This is a genomic window from Streptomyces sp. HNM0574, assembly GCF_012726235.1.
GTDB lineage: Bacteria > Actinomycetota > Actinomycetes > Streptomycetales > Streptomycetaceae > Streptomyces.
Genome location: NZ_JAASAH010000022.1, coordinates 45,923 through 58,944, shown reverse-complemented (window position 1 = coordinate 58,944; position 13,022 = coordinate 45,923). Strand labels below are relative to the sequence as shown.

The 13,022-nt window shown below is 73.2% G+C and carries 11 protein-coding genes and 1 pseudogene; 7 read left to right on the top strand and 5 right to left on the bottom strand.

Features of this window, described 5'->3' with window-relative positions; all coding sequences use genetic code 11:
* Positions 1-532: 532 nt before the first annotated feature.
* Positions 533-1,471, bottom strand: a complete 939-nt coding sequence (locus HCC30_RS26670) for an RNA polymerase sigma factor SigF (protein ID WP_169445452.1) — start codon at positions 1,469-1,471, stop codon at positions 533-535.
* 249 nt (positions 1,472-1,720) lie between these two features.
* Here HCC30_RS26670 and HCC30_RS26665 point away from each other — a divergent pair, with 249 nt between their 5' ends.
* The 6 genes and pseudogenes from HCC30_RS26665 to HCC30_RS26635 form a co-directional block, all read left to right on the top strand.
* Positions 1,721-2,101: an STAS domain-containing protein gene (locus HCC30_RS26665; RefSeq protein WP_169445450.1), complete on the top strand. Its 381-nt coding sequence runs from the start codon at positions 1,721-1,723 to the stop codon at positions 2,099-2,101.
* Positions 2,102-2,485: 384 nt separating this feature from the next.
* Positions 2,486-2,977, top strand: a complete 492-nt coding sequence (locus HCC30_RS28325) for an ATP-binding protein (RefSeq protein ID WP_346776829.1) — start codon at positions 2,486-2,488, stop codon at positions 2,975-2,977.
* A 479-nt stretch (positions 2,978-3,456) separates the two neighbouring features.
* Complete coding sequence (locus HCC30_RS26650) at positions 3,457-4,149, top strand: LPXTG cell wall anchor domain-containing protein (RefSeq protein ID WP_206324375.1); 693 nt, start codon at positions 3,457-3,459, stop codon at positions 4,147-4,149.
* A 153-nt stretch (positions 4,150-4,302) separates the two neighbouring features.
* Positions 4,303-5,352 (top strand): hypothetical protein, encoded by a 1,050-nt coding sequence (locus HCC30_RS26645; protein WP_169445446.1) that lies wholly within the window; start codon positions 4,303-4,305, stop codon positions 5,350-5,352.
* A gap of 107 nt (positions 5,353-5,459) precedes the next feature.
* Positions 5,460-6,524 carry a neocarzinostatin apoprotein domain-containing protein gene (locus HCC30_RS26640; protein WP_169445488.1) on the top strand — a complete coding sequence of 355 codons (1,065 nt, stop codon included), beginning with the start codon at positions 5,460-5,462 and terminating at the stop codon, positions 6,522-6,524.
* A gap of 585 nt (positions 6,525-7,109) precedes the next feature.
* Positions 7,110-7,856 (top strand): annotated as a pseudogene (locus tag HCC30_RS26635) (hypothetical protein); the annotation flags it as partial.
* Positions 7,857-7,929: 73 nt separating this feature from the next.
* Here HCC30_RS26635 and HCC30_RS26630 read toward each other — a convergent pair.
* From HCC30_RS26630 to HCC30_RS26620, 3 genes are read right to left on the bottom strand one after another with little or no spacing between them, the layout of a single operon-like run.
* Positions 7,930-9,132: a dipeptidase gene (locus HCC30_RS26630; RefSeq protein WP_169445445.1), complete on the bottom strand. Its 1,203-nt coding sequence runs from the start codon at positions 9,130-9,132 to the stop codon at positions 7,930-7,932.
* Positions 9,133-9,134: 2 nt separating this feature from the next.
* The gene (gene purE, locus HCC30_RS26625; RefSeq protein WP_169445487.1) at positions 9,135-9,635 is read right to left on the bottom strand and encodes a 5-(carboxyamino)imidazole ribonucleotide mutase; all 501 of its coding nucleotides are present in this window, start codon (positions 9,633-9,635) and stop codon (positions 9,135-9,137) included.
* A gap of 44 nt (positions 9,636-9,679) precedes the next feature.
* Positions 9,680-10,828 (bottom strand): 5-(carboxyamino)imidazole ribonucleotide synthase, encoded by a 1,149-nt coding sequence (locus HCC30_RS26620; protein ID WP_169445486.1) that lies wholly within the window; start codon positions 10,826-10,828, stop codon positions 9,680-9,682.
* 325 nt (positions 10,829-11,153) lie between these two features.
* Here HCC30_RS26620 and HCC30_RS26615 point away from each other — a divergent pair, with 325 nt between their 5' ends.
* Positions 11,154-11,738 (top strand): GtrA family protein, encoded by a 585-nt coding sequence (locus HCC30_RS26615; protein ID WP_169445443.1) that lies wholly within the window; start codon positions 11,154-11,156, stop codon positions 11,736-11,738.
* Here HCC30_RS26615 and HCC30_RS26610 read toward each other — a convergent pair.
* The gene (locus HCC30_RS26610; RefSeq protein ID WP_169445441.1) at positions 11,664-12,938 is read right to left on the bottom strand and encodes a HAMP domain-containing histidine kinase; all 1,275 of its coding nucleotides are present in this window, start codon (positions 12,936-12,938) and stop codon (positions 11,664-11,666) included. The two genes, HCC30_RS26615 and HCC30_RS26610, sit on opposite strands and share 75 nt — an antisense overlap.
* Between the last annotated feature and the right edge of the window lie 84 nt (positions 12,939-13,022).

The following is a 13,022-nucleotide window of genomic DNA, read 5'->3' as shown; positions in this document are numbered from 1 at the left end:
GACGGTAACTACCTTGCTGCGAATCGTTCTTGCTGGGCAAGATTCCGAACTCCCTTCGCCTCCGTGACTGGACGTGGGACCAGCCCGAGACAGGGATTCGGGATCACCGAAAGCGAGACAGGGGCCGAGTCCTGCCGTTCGTCGGGATATCAGCGGTCAGAACCCGGTCATGCTCTCACGTGCACCTTGCAGCCAGTTTGCTCAGGCACAGTGACAAATCCCATCCGCGCAGGGGTGCGTGAGGCCTTCGCGGCCGGGAAGTGATGGAAGCGTGCACAGGGAGTGGGGCGGGCCTGCGGGCGCTCACGGGGAGCGCGTTCGCGGGTGCGCGGAGGAGCGTCGAGGGCGTGTGCAATGCGCGTGCCATGCGTATGCAAAGCAAGTGCAAAGCCTTTTCGGTGCCTCCGCCGGCTCACTCGGGAAAACGCAGTGGGCCGCCCCGGTGCTTGCGTACCGGGACGGCCCACCTGCGCACGTGACCCGACGGTTCGGCGGTGTCACGCGCGGACGTGCGTGGTGAGGGCGGGTGCCCTCACTCCTCCAGCGTCAGCCCCTTGCGGAGCTTGCCGAGGGTGCGCGAGAGCAGCCGGGAGACGTGCATCTGGGAGATGCCCAGCTCCTCGCCGATCTCGCTCTGCGTCATGCCCGCCACGAAGCGCAGCGAGAGGATCTTGCGGTCGCGCGGCGGGAGTTCGGCGATCAGCGGCTTGAGGGACTCTACGTACTCGATGCCCTCCAGACCGTGGTCCTCGTAGCCGATGCGGTCCGCGAGCGCGCCCTCGGTGTCGTCCTCCTCGGGCTGGGCGTCCAGCGAGCTGGCCGTGTAGGCGTTGCTCGCGGCCATGCCCTCGACGACCTCTTCGGTGGTGAGGTTCAGCCGCTCGGCGAGCTCGGCGACGGTCGGGGCGCGGTCGAGGCGCTGGGCCAGTTCGTCGCCGGCCTTGGCGAGGTCCAGGCGCAGTTCCTGGAGGCGGCGCGGGACGCGCACGGACCAGGAGGTGTCGCGGAAGAAGCGCTTGATCTCGCCCACGATGGTCGGCATCGCGAAGGTGGGGAACTCGACGCCCCGGCTGAGCTCGAAGCGGTCGATCGCCTTGATCAGGCCGATCGTTCCCACCTGGACGATGTCCTCCATCGGCTCGCTGCGGGAGCGGAACCGGGAGGCGGCGAACTTGACCAGGGCCAGGTTCAGTTCGACGAGGGTGTTCCGTACGTACGCGTACTCGTGGGTGCCTTCCTCGAGGCTTTCCAGCCGCTCGAAGAGGGTCTTGGACATGGCGCGCGCGTCCAGCGGCGCCACTTCGTCGTACGGGATCTCGGGGAGCTGGAGCTGGTCGAAGAGCTCTTCGACCTGGTCCGGGCTCGTGGGTTCGGGGTCCTGGGCCTGCTCGGGCACGAAGCCCTCTTCAGCGGCCGGGTCAGTGGTACCCGGTATCCCGTGGTCGAGCCGGGGTGACATGGAATCCTCCATCAGTCTCTCGGCATATGGCTGCCGAAGCCGTGACGTGCACTACGGGGTGCGGCGCCTCCAAGGCCGACGTGGTTGGGTGGTCCTTACTAGAGCTACCTGCTTGCGCATAGGCATGGCAAGCGCTAATTGTCCGAATTTGCACCAATGTGTGGGTTGTTCGGCTACCGGCAGGGCCGGTGAAGACGTAGGGTTTGAACCGCCTGACGGGGGCAGCAGTGATGGGCGCTTAGGCGATCAGAAGGGGTGTGCATGGACCGCGGGATGCCCGGCAGCACAAGCCGGGGCCGGCTGACGGTCGACGTACGGCACCAGGGCGTCAGCGCCGTGGTGACACCCGAGGGTGAGCTTGATCACCACACCGCGGAACTGCTGCGCGAGCCACTGGAGCGATGCGTCGCCGATGGTTACAGCCGGTTGGTGATCGACTGCTCACGGCTGGACTTCTGCGACTCGACGGGTCTCAACGTCCTGCTCGGCGCCAGACTCAAGGCCGAAGCGGTGGGTGGCGGAGTGCACCTGGCGGGCATGCTCCCCGTCGTGGCCCGGGTCTTCGAGATCACGGGCGCGGGAGCCGTCTTCACGGTGCATGATGATCTTGATGCGGCACTGTCGAATGTCCCCGAGTCCTGAGCTCGGCGCGCCCGTTGCGGGTCCGTACGGTCGTGGACCGGGTCACGGAACAGTTGCGCGCATCACAGAGCCCCCGGTCAATCGGTGGGTGTTCCCACGTGCCGGGAGGGCAGGAGACCTGACGAATCAGCAGACGTTCGTCGAGCCGTTCGACCGGACAGGCGCGGGGCGACGAGACGGTAACTCGGTGAGCGGTGAGGTGAACCACTGATGAGCACCACCCGGCCGTACCCGGCGGGCGACGGCGTTCCGGAGCCCGAGGGCGCCGCGGCGACCGCTGCCGCACCGGAGGCCGGGGCTGACGGTGTGCGCTCCTCCGAGGCGACCGGCTCCGGCGACGCGGGCACGCCCGCGCGGCGCGGCGGCGCGGCCGCCGGTGGTGACGTGCCGGAGGGCTCCCCGGGTACGGGCTCCGGTTCCGGCGCGGGTTCCGGCTCCGGCGAGGCGGGCGGCACCGACGGGCGGATGCGGCAGGTGCGCAGGCTGCGGCTCTCGGGCGTCAGCGGCGCCGTGCCCCGCGCCCGTGACTTCACCCGGCAGGCGCTCCAGGACTGGGGCTGGCTGCCCGCGGCCACCGCGGACCAGCGGGCCGCCTCCGAGGACGCGCTGCTGGTCGTCTCCGAGCTGGTCACCAACGCCTGCCTGCACGCCGACGGCCCCGAGGAGCTGCGCATCGGCACCGGTGCGAAGGTGCTCCGCCTGGAGATCGTCGACCTGGGCACGGGCGCCCCGGCTCCGCGCAGCCCGCACCGGGCCGGACGGCCGGGCGGGCACGGGATGTTCATCGTGCAGCGGCTCTGCCTCGACTGGGGCGTCGTCCGCAACCCGGAGGGCAAGGGCAAGACGGTCTGGGCCGAACTCCCGGCCCCGGGCTGAGAGTTGGCGGCCGGTGGCCGCCTGTGTACGCGGTCTACGCGCGACGCCCCCGCTCGGCGAGAGCGGGGGCGTCGCGCGTTCCGGGTGCTCATGTGGGGGCGGGTGCGGCGCCGTCGGGGTGCGGGTTTTGCGCAGTTCCCCGCGCCCCTTGTCGCGGGCTCACCCCGCTTGGGAGAACTGCGCCGTAGGCGTAGGGCTGGCAAGCGCGGCGCGGCCACCCCCGCGCGGGGTGCGCAACCGTCGTCACCGGGCCGCCCCGTACGCCGTGGTCGTTCGCGCAGTTCCCCGCGCCCCCAGGAGGGCGCCCCTCCCCGCGCCCCTTGAGGGGTGCGGCATCTCTTCCATCGTTGCGGTCCCGGGCGTACTGTCAGCGGCCATCTGATGTGCCGTCAGGAAACTTGCCGAGCAAGGATGAAGGGGGAAACCCGGTGTCCCAGAGCAAGAAACGTCCAGCCCGCCGGCGCGGTCCGGCGCTCGCCATGGCCACGGTGGTCGCCGCCGGGTCGGTCGTTCTGATGTCCGCGCCCACCGCGTCCGCCGAGACCGTGGACGTCGACTACCAGTGCAAGACCCCGATCGGGAACAAGGGCGCCGTCTCGCCCATCGACATCAAGAGCACCGAGGCCGACGGCGGCCACAAGCTGACGATGTCCTTCGAGAAGGGCGTCTCCTCCAGCCCCATCGAGCTGGGCAAGGGCGCCATGAACCCCAGCGCGAAGATCAAGGTGGGCGGCGCGGACAGCGGTGAGGTGGACGTCAAGGGTCCGCCGAACGACAAGCCCATCCCGGCCAACACCCCCATCAAGATCAGCGACTTGACGGGTACGTACACCCCGAAGAAGAGCGGCAAGGTCACCTTCACCGCGGGCGTGCTGACCATCAAGGCGATGGGGACGACCACCACCTGTACGCCGAAGAACAACCCGAAGCCCTCGCTCTCCCTCGACGTCGAGGCCGCGGGCGGCGCCGGCGGCGCGGGCGGCGGCGGTGACGCGGGTGCCGGCGGCGCCACCGGCGGAGGCGGCGCGGCGGCCGGCGGCTCCGGCGAACTGCCCGAGACCGGACCGGCGGACTCCGCCGTGGCACTGGGCACCCTCGGCGGCACGGTGCTGCTCGCCGGTGTGGCCGGGGCCCTGTGGGTCACCCGACGCAACGCCACCGCACACCGCTGAGCCGGGCTCCCGGCCCCGCCCCGTACCGCGGGGCCGCGTACGGGCGCACCCGGCGGCGGGACCTCAACGGCCCCGCCCGGCACGCCCGTTGAGCACCCGGGACCACGCACCGACCGGCAAGGAACACGCACCGCCAGGGGAGCTGAGCCGCCGATGCCGATCCGCAGCGCGAGCCCGCGCCGACCGACGACCCTCCCGGCCCTGTTCGTCATCGCGGTGTGCTGCGCGACGGCCGTACTCGGCGCCGACCGCGCCGTCGCCGCCCCCGCGAGCCAGCGCACCCCCGGCTCCGCCGCCGCGGACGAGGGCCGGGACTGGTCGGCGGCGCCGTCCAGCGTGGGCCGCAGCGGCCCCGGGCGCGAGCAGTTCTACCTGGAGGGCGAGCCCGGCAGCGTCCTCCGCGACACCCTCTCCCTCACCAACGACAGCGACCGGGCCCGCACCTTCACCCTGCGCGGGACCGGCCCGGACGGGAAGCGGAGCGGCGGCGCGGCCCGCTGGGTGGCCTTCCCTGACAAGGGCGCGGCGCGCGCCGGCGAGGTCCGGGTTCCGGCGCGCACCCGCGCGGACGTGCCGTTCACGGTGACGGTCCCGGCCGGTGCCACCCCCGGCGACCACCCCTCGGCCCTCCTGGTGGGCGAGGGCGGCCGCGACGTGGGCGTACGGCTCCAACTGCGCGTCACCGGGCCCGCGTTGTCGGCGCTGAGCGTCGAGGACGCCACCGTGCGCGAGCGGGACGACGGCGCCACGGAGGTTGCGTACCGGCTGGTCAACCGGGGCAACACCGTGCTCCGGCCCCGCCTCGCGCTCCGCGCCGACCCGCTGTTCGGCGAGGCGACCCGGGCCGGGCCGCGTGCCCTGCCCGTCGAGCTGCTGCCCGGGCAGCGGGTCACCCTGCGCGAACCGTGGCGCGACCCGCCCGCGTTCGGCCCCGCCGACGTCACGGTCGCGGTCACCGCGGACGGCGGCGCCGAGGGCGAGGACAGCGCCGCGTACACCGCCGTGCCGTGGGCCGCCCTGACCGTCACCGCGGCCCTGCTCGCCTTCGGCGCCGGCGGCGGCCGCTGGTGGTACGTGCACCGGGCGCGCGGCCGCCGGGACGGCACGGAGACGGAGGCCGGCGACGCGGGCCCCCCGGCACCGGACGGCGCCCAGGAACCATCCCCAGACACGGAGTTGACGACGACGGGAGCGGTGAAGTGACGGCGTGGCCGGAGCACGAGAAGGGCGCGGGGGCGGGCGTGCGGCACCGCGCGGGCCGCCGGCTGCGCACGGCGGTGGCGGCCGTCGCGGTCGCCGGTGCGGCGCTGATGTCCACGGCGGCGGCCCCGGCCACCGCCTCCGTCGCCGAGGAACGGTCCGCGCCGCGGATCGAACTGTCCGAGGACGAGGCCGGTGCGGGGGGCGACGTCACCGTCAGCGGCACCGGCTGGCGTCCCGAGAGCCTGCTCACCCTGCTCATCTGCGGACAGAACGCGATCGGCGGCACCAACTCCTGCGCCAACGCGGCCGGCCGTGCCGTCACGACCGGCGCGGACGGCGCGTTCCAGGAGAAGATCCCGGTCGCCGAGCCGCCCAAGCCCTGCCCCTGCGTGGTCCGCGCCTCCACGGTGACCGGCGCGTACGCCTCGGCCGACGCGGAGTTCACCGTCGCCGGGCACCCCGTGAAGCGGCTGCCCGAGGACCGGGGCGGCGGACGTCTTTCGGTGCTGGCCGCGCGGCTGGAGGGCAGCAGCGGCCTGCTGACCTGGTTCGGCGCGCCGCCGCAGCGCCAACTCGTCCTCACCGTCGGCAACCTGGGCGCCGAACCCGCCAAGGACCCGGTGTTCGAGACGGGCACGGCGCACGGCGTGTACTCGCCGGAATGGGAACGCCGCCAGTGGAGCGGCACCATCGACCCGGGCCAGAAGAAGCGCGTCGCCCTGCCCGTCGAACTGGCCGCGGGCGCGCACGGGGACTACACCGTCTCCGCCAAGTACGGGAAGAAGCTGCTGACGGAACAGCCCTGGGACGTCGGACGCCCGTGGGGCGTCACCCTGTTCTGGGCCCTGCTGTTCCTCGTCGTCCCCGCGGCCGTCTTCCGCGCCGGCATGGCCGCCGTCGACCGGGTACGCCCGCGCCGCCCCGGCCGGGCCACCGGCCGCACCCGCGTCCCGGGCCTCGGCCGGGGCCGGACCGCGCCGGAACCCGCGCCCGCCACCGACGACGCGCACACCGGAGCCCTGCCCTGGTTCGCCCCCGGCACCCTCGGCGCCGGTGCACCCCCGGCCACCGGTACGGGCGCGACCCCGGACCGCGGCCCGGAGCTGAGCAGCACCAGCACGGTCTCCGCACCTTTCGACGACCGTCCCCCTTCGAAGGGAAACGCGACGTGACCTCTCCACCGGCTGGAGCAGGTGGATTCCCGGGCTGTCCAGGGCTGCCCGCCCGGCGTGACATCGGCTCCACAGGCCGATGCGGCCGGCCCGGCGGCCTGGAGACCGACGGCCGCGTTCACCTCACGGACGGCGATCCGGGCATGGTCTCGCGCGGCCTTCCGCTGGGCCTTCGCCCGGTTGCTGCTGCCCTTGGCCTTGGCCGGTCACGTCGGACCTGTTACAGCACGTCGGCGATCGCTTCCCCGCTCGGCATGGAGATTCGTCCCCTTCCCTGCCGCAAGGCAGGGCATTCGTGAAGGAGAGCTGATGAGGCAACCACGGCGGACCTGGACGGCGGCGCTGCTGCTGAGCGGCGCGGGTGTTCTGATCGCGGCGGGCCCGGCGCAGGCCGAGGAGTCCGGTGGCGGAGGTGGTGTGCCCGGGGTGCCGGGGCTGCCGGGCGGTGCCCCGAGCGGGGTGCCGACCGAGCTGCCGGGCGGCGGGGAGCCGCCGAAGCTGCCGGGCGTGCCGTCCGTGCCCGGGGTGCCCGGGGTGCCGGGCCTGCCCGGGCAGGACAGCGGCGGAGGCGGCGGGGACGGCGGAAGCGGGGGCTCCGGAGGCGGGGAGTCCGGCGGCTCCGGCGGTTCGGGCGGCTCCGGGGGCGAGACGGACGGGAAGACCTTCGCGGGCAAGGAGGTGCAGGTCCCGTACGCGTGCAAGACCCCGATCGGCGACAAGAAGGCCACGTCACCGGTGAAGATCGACGCGAAGGGCGCGGGCGGTGCCTTCGAACTCACCGTCTCCTTCAGCAAGTCCGTGATGGACAGCCCGGCCGAGATCCCCGAGGGCTCGGTGAAGCCCTCGATGCAGGTGAAGGTCGGCGGGGACGACAAGGGGACCGTGAAGGTCACGGGCCCGACGAACAAGGAGCCCGTCAAGCAGGGCGACCCGGTCGAGATCCCGGACCTCAAGGGCACCTACAAGCCGGGCGCCGACGGCACGTCGACGCTCACACCGGGCGTCCTCACCGTCGAGGCGATGGGCACCACCACGACCTGCACCCCGAGCAAGGACCCGGGCCCGTCCCTCGAACTCGACACCAGCGACGAGGGAGGCGTCAGCGGCGGAGGCGGCGACACCGGCGGAACGGGCGGCTCCGCGGGCGGCGGTACGGGCGGCGCGGCCCAGTCGACCGGCGGCGGAGCCGCGAGCGGCGGGCTGGCCGAGACCGGCGCCTCCGACAACGGCGGCCTCCAGGCCCTCGGCCTCGCCGCCGGCACCGTCGTCCTGCTGGGCGGCGCGGTGTTCACCCTCACCCCGTGGCGCAGGCTCCGCGGCACCCGGGCCTGACGGGGACGGACGACGGGCGGGCCGGAGCGGCGTCAACCGCCGCTCCGGCCCGCCCGGTTGAGAAAGCGAACGGTCAGCCGTCCAGCTGGTCGATCGTCGCGATCGAGGGGCCCCGGCGCTGCTGGAGGTCCCGGGCCACGCCCTCCGCCTCGCGCAGCACCCGTACCGCGTTGTGCCAGGTCAGCTTGGCGAGGTCGGCCTGCGACCAGCGGCGGGCGAGGAGTTCGGCGACGAGGTGGGGGTAGCCCGCGACGTCGTCGAGGCGGTCGGGGGTGAAGGCGGTGCCGTCGTAGTCGCCGCCGATGCCGATGTGGTCGATGCCGGCGGTCTCGCGCATGTGGTCGAGATGGTCGGCGACGGTGGCGGCGGTGGCGACCGGACGCGGGTGCTCCGCCTCGAAGGCCCGGTGGATCTCCATCGCGCGCGGGCCGGTGTTCAGATGGTGCAGCCCGTGGGCGCGCATGTTCTCGTCCGCCGCCGCCGTCCACTCCACCGCGGCGGGCAGCACGAACTTCGGGACGAAGGTCGCCATCGCCACCCCGCCGTTGCCCGGCAGCGCCTCCAGCACGTCGTCCGGGATGTTGCGCGGGTGGTCGCAGACGGCGCGGGCCGACGAGTGCGAGAAGAGCACCGGCGCCTCGGACACCCGCAGCGCGTCCCGCATGGTGCTCGCGGCGACGTGCGAGAGGTCGACGAGCATGCCCAGCCGGTTCATCTCCCGCACGACCTCCTCGCCGAAGGCGGAGAGGCCGTCGTGCCGGGGCTCGTCGGTGGCAGAGTCGGCCCAGTCGATGGTGTCGTTGTGGGTCAGCGTCATGTAGCGCACGCCGAGTTGGTACAGCGCGCGGAGCGTGGCCAGCGAGTTGCCGATGCTGTGCCCGCCCTCGGCACCCATGAGCGAGGCGATCCGCCCCTCGGCGCGGGCCGCCTCCATGTCGTCGGCGGTGCACGCGGCCCGCAGCTCGCCGGACCAGCGGTCGGTGAACTGCCGTACGACGTCGATCTGTTCCAGGCAGGCGCAGACGGCGCCGTCGCCGGTCAGCGAGGTCGTCACGTACACCGACCAGAACTGCGCGCCGACGCCGCCCGCGCGCATCCGCGGCAGGTCGGTGTGCAGGTACGCCGACTGGTCGGCGGCCAGGTCACGGCGCGAGAGGTCGTACCGCACCTGCTCGCGCAGCGCCCACGGCAGGTCGTTGTGCCCGTCGACGACGGGGTGCGCGGCGAGCAGCTCCCGCGCCCGCGTCAGCAGTTCGTCCGTGCCCGCGCCCGCCATGGTCACTTCCCTCCGAAGCCGAAACCGGACTCGCCCGTGACCTTCTCGCGCAGGCGCCTGCCCTTCTCCGTCGCCTGTGCGTTGAGCTTCTCCTGGAACTCCACCATCCGCTCCCGGAGTTCCGCGTCGTGCGCCGCGAGCGTCCGCACGGCCAGCAGCCCCGCGTTCCGCGCGCCGCCCACCGAGACGGTGGCCACCGGGACCCCGGCGGGCATCTGCACGATCGACAGCAGCGAGTCCATACCGTCCAGATACTTCAGCGGCACCGGGACACCGATCACCGGCAGCGGCGTCACCGAGGCCAGCATGCCCGGCAGGTGCGCGGCCCCGCCCGCGCCCGCGATCACGGCCTTCAGGCCGCGCTCCGCCGCCTGTTCCCCGTACGCCACCATCTCGCGGGGCATCCGGTGCGCCGAGACGACGTCGACCTCGTAGGGCACCCCGAACTCGTCGAGGGCCTTGGCGGCCTCCTCCATCACGGGCCAGTCGGAGTCGGAGCCCATCACGATTCCCACCAGGGGGGAGGCGCTGTCCGCGGTGCTGCTGCTCACTCGGTGATCGTCCCTCGGAGGTATCCGGCGGCGTGGGCCGCGCGCTCGCGCACGTCGGCCAGGTCGTCGCCGTAGGTGTTGACGTGGCCCACCTTGCGGCCGGGCTTCACGTCCTTGCCGTACATGTGGATCTTCAACTGCGGGTCGCGGGCCATGCAGTGCAGGTAGGCGGAGTACATGTCCGGGTAGTCGCCGCCGAGGACGTTCGCCATGACCGTCCACTCGGCCCGCGGCCGCGGATCGCCGAGCGGCAGGTCGAGCACGGCCCGCACGTGGTTGGCGAACTGCGAGGTGACGGCGCCGTCCTGGGTCCAGTGACCGGAGTTGTGCGGCCGCATCGCCAGCTCGTTGACCAGCACCCGCCCGTCCCGGGTCTCGAACAGCTCGACGGCCAGGTGCCCGACGACGCCCAGCTCGTGCGCGATCCGCAGCGCCATCTCCTGCGCGGCCACGGCCGCTTCCTCGGCCAGACCGGGCGCGGGCGCGATCACCGTGTCGCAGACCCCGTCCACCTGGACCGACTCGACCACCGGGTACGCGACGGCCTGCCCGTGCGGGGAGCGGACGACGTTCGCCGCGAGCTCCCGCGCGAAGTCGACCTTCTCCTCGGCCAGCACCGGCACGCCCGCCTTGAACGGCTCCGCCGCCTTCGGGTCGGCCGCGCTCCGCACGACCCACACACCCTTGCCGTCGTACCCGCCCCGCACGGTCTTCAGGACGACGGGGAACCCGTCGTCCTCCGCGGCGAACGCCGCAGCGCCCTCCGCGGCGAACGCCGCGACGTCTGCCGGGTCCTCGACGATCCGGTGCCGCGGGCACGGCACCCCGAGCGCGTCCAGCCGCTCCCGCATGACGCCCTTGTCCTGCGCGTGCACGAGCGCGTCGGGACCGGGGCGTACGGGGACGCCGTCCGCCTCCAGCTGCCGGAGCAGGTCCGTGGGGACGTGCTCGTGGTCGAAGGTGATCACGTCACAGCCCCGGGCGAACGCGCGCAGGGTGTCCGGATCGCGGTAGTCGCCGACGACGACGTCGCCGACGACCTGCGCAGCGGAGTCCTGCGGGGTGTCCGAGAGGAGCTTGAATCTGATGCCGAGGGGGATGCCCGCCTCGTGGGTCATACGGGCGAGCTGACCGCCACCGACCATGCCGACTACCGGGAAGTTCACGCCGTCCAGAGTATCCGCCCGGCCTCGGGTGCCCGCCGGGGTGGTGGATACGCACCGTCCGGCGGCCCGCACCGGGCCGGAGAATCCTCTGACAGCGCCTGGTCACGATCCCTGTCCGATCCGCCGGTACACCCCTGGCCGATCCCGCGGGTGGGGTCCCGTCCGGCTGGTTAGCATGAGTCTGCGCGTCACCGGCACATCACGGGCACGGCTCCCGCACGAGCCGGACGACGCCACCAGCGGGCGGGAGGCCCACCGGGCCCCGGACGCCCGGGACACCCGAGACGGATGGGGACGCCGAGGAATGACGACGCGCGGGACGGGCTCGACGGCCGGGCGGCGCTCGCTGCGTGCGCGGCTGCGGCGGCTGGCCCGCGAAGTCGCGACCTTCGGAGCGGTGGGCGCGATCGGCTTCCTGGTCAACGTCGCGGTGTTCAACCTCTGCATCCGCGGCTTCGGGATGGCCCCCGTACGGTCCGGGGTGATCGCCACCGTCGTCGCCATCGCCTCGAACTACGTGGGCAACCGGTACTGGACCTACCGCGGCGCCGACAAGCACCACGTGCGCCGCGAGGTCGGCCTGTTCCTCGTCTTCAGCGGCATCGGGCTGGTCATCGAGAACGGCGTGCTCGCCCTCTCGCACTACGGCCTGGGGTACACCTCGGCGCTCGCCGACAACATCGCGAAGAACGTCATCGGCCTCGGCCTCGGCACCGTCTTCCGCTTCTGGTCCTACCGCACCTGGGTGTTCCTGGACGACGAGGACGGGGACGGTCCCGGGCGGCGGTTCCGCTTCCGGTTCGCGGGCGGCGGCTCAGGCGGACGGGGCCGGGTCGTCGGGGACCTCACGGCTGAGAAAGAGCGCGAAAACCGGCGGATGCTGCTGTAGCAGCTCCAGCCGCCCGCCGTCCGCCTCGGCCAGGTCCCGGGCGACGGCCAGGCCGAGCCCCGTGGAGTTGTGGCCGCTGACGGTGCGCTCGAAGACCCGCGAACCCAGCGAGGGGGCGACGCCGGGGCCCTCGTCCGTCACCTCCACCACCACCTGGTTCCCGGTGACGCGGGTGCGCAGCGCGACCGTCCCGGCGCCGTGCATCAGCGCGTTCTCGATCAGCGTCGCCAGCACCTGCGCCACGGCACCCGGGGTGCCGACGGCCCGCAGCCCGGTCTTCCCCGAGTGCACGATCGCCCGGCCCGCGTTCCGGTACGCGGGCTTCCACTCCTCGCTCTGCTGCTTGACGACCTCGTCCAGGTCGAAGCTGATCGCGGAACCCGAGCGCGGGTCACGCGAGTTGGTGAGCAACCGCTGCACCACGTCCGTCAGCCGCTCCACCTGCACCAGCGCGATGGTGGCCTCCTCCTTGACGCTGTCCCGCTCGCCCGGATCGTCCGCGTCGGCCATCGCGATGATCTCCTCCAGCCGCATGGACAGCGCGGTCAGCGGCGTCCGCAGCTGGTGCGAGGCGTCGGCGGCCAGCCGCCGCTCGGCCGTCAGCATCCGGCCGATCCGGTCGGCGCTGCTGTCCAGCACGTCCGCGACCCGGTCCAGCTCCGGCACCCCGTACCGCCGGTGCCGCGGCCGCGGGTCGCCCGAGCCGAGCCGCTCCGCGGTCTCGGCCAGGTCCGTCAGCGGCGCCGCGACCAGCCGGGACTGCCGCACGGCCAGCACCGCGGCGGCGCCGACGGCGAGCAGCGCGACGGCGAAGATGATCAGCACCGTGCGGCCGACCTCGTCCTGCACCTGGCTGTACGCCTGCTGCACGGTGACGCGTTCGCCGTGCCCGCCCCGTTGGCTCGCCTCGATGACCCGTCCCTCGGGGCGTTCGCCCAGCTCGATGGCGGCCTTGCCGGGCACCTCGATCCGCACGTGCCGGTTGGAGGGGATCGCGTTGTGCATCGACGCCGGGGTGACCTTCTCACCGGCCACGATCCGGCTCTCCACCACCGAGACCAGCTGCACGGCCTCGGACTGGACGCTCTCCTCCGCGCTGTCCTCGATCGTCCGGGACTCCACGAGCACCAGCGAGACCCCGAACACGGCCACGACGACGAGCACCACGGCGAGCGTGGACTGGATCAGACGGCGCCGCATCGGCTGCCCCTTTCTGCTACGGGGTGCGCCACAAAAGGGGCGCGGGGAACTGCGCGATCAACCACGACGCACCCGCGGCCCGCG

Bases quoted from the DNA above. Each gene is read 5' to 3' on its own strand.
- HCC30_RS26670 (WP_169445452.1), bottom strand. From the start codon at position 1,471: ATGGAGGATTCCATGTCACCCCGGCTCGACCACGGGATACCGGGTACC.
- HCC30_RS26665 (WP_169445450.1), top strand. From the start codon at position 1,721: ATGGACCGCGGGATGCCCGGCAGCACAAGCCGGGGCCGGCTGACGGTC.
- HCC30_RS26650 (WP_206324375.1), top strand. From the start codon at position 3,457: ATGGCCACGGTGGTCGCCGCCGGGTCGGTCGTTCTGATGTCCGCGCCC.
- HCC30_RS26645 (WP_169445446.1), top strand. From the start codon at position 4,303: ATGCCGATCCGCAGCGCGAGCCCGCGCCGACCGACGACCCTCCCGGCC.
- HCC30_RS26640 (WP_169445488.1), top strand. From the start codon at position 5,460: ATGTCCACGGCGGCGGCCCCGGCCACCGCCTCCGTCGCCGAGGAACGG.
- HCC30_RS26630 (WP_169445445.1), bottom strand. From the start codon at position 9,132: ATGGCGGGCGCGGGCACGGACGAACTGCTGACGCGGGCGCGGGAGCTG.
- purE (WP_169445487.1), bottom strand. From the start codon at position 9,635: ATGGGCTCCGACTCCGACTGGCCCGTGATGGAGGAGGCCGCCAAGGCC.
- HCC30_RS26620 (WP_169445486.1), bottom strand. From the start codon at position 10,828: ATGGTCGGTGGCGGTCAGCTCGCCCGTATGACCCACGAGGCGGGCATC.
- HCC30_RS26615 (WP_169445443.1), top strand. From the start codon at position 11,154: ATGACGACGCGCGGGACGGGCTCGACGGCCGGGCGGCGCTCGCTGCGT.
- HCC30_RS26610 (WP_169445441.1), bottom strand. From the start codon at position 12,938: ATGCGGCGCCGTCTGATCCAGTCCACGCTCGCCGTGGTGCTCGTCGTC.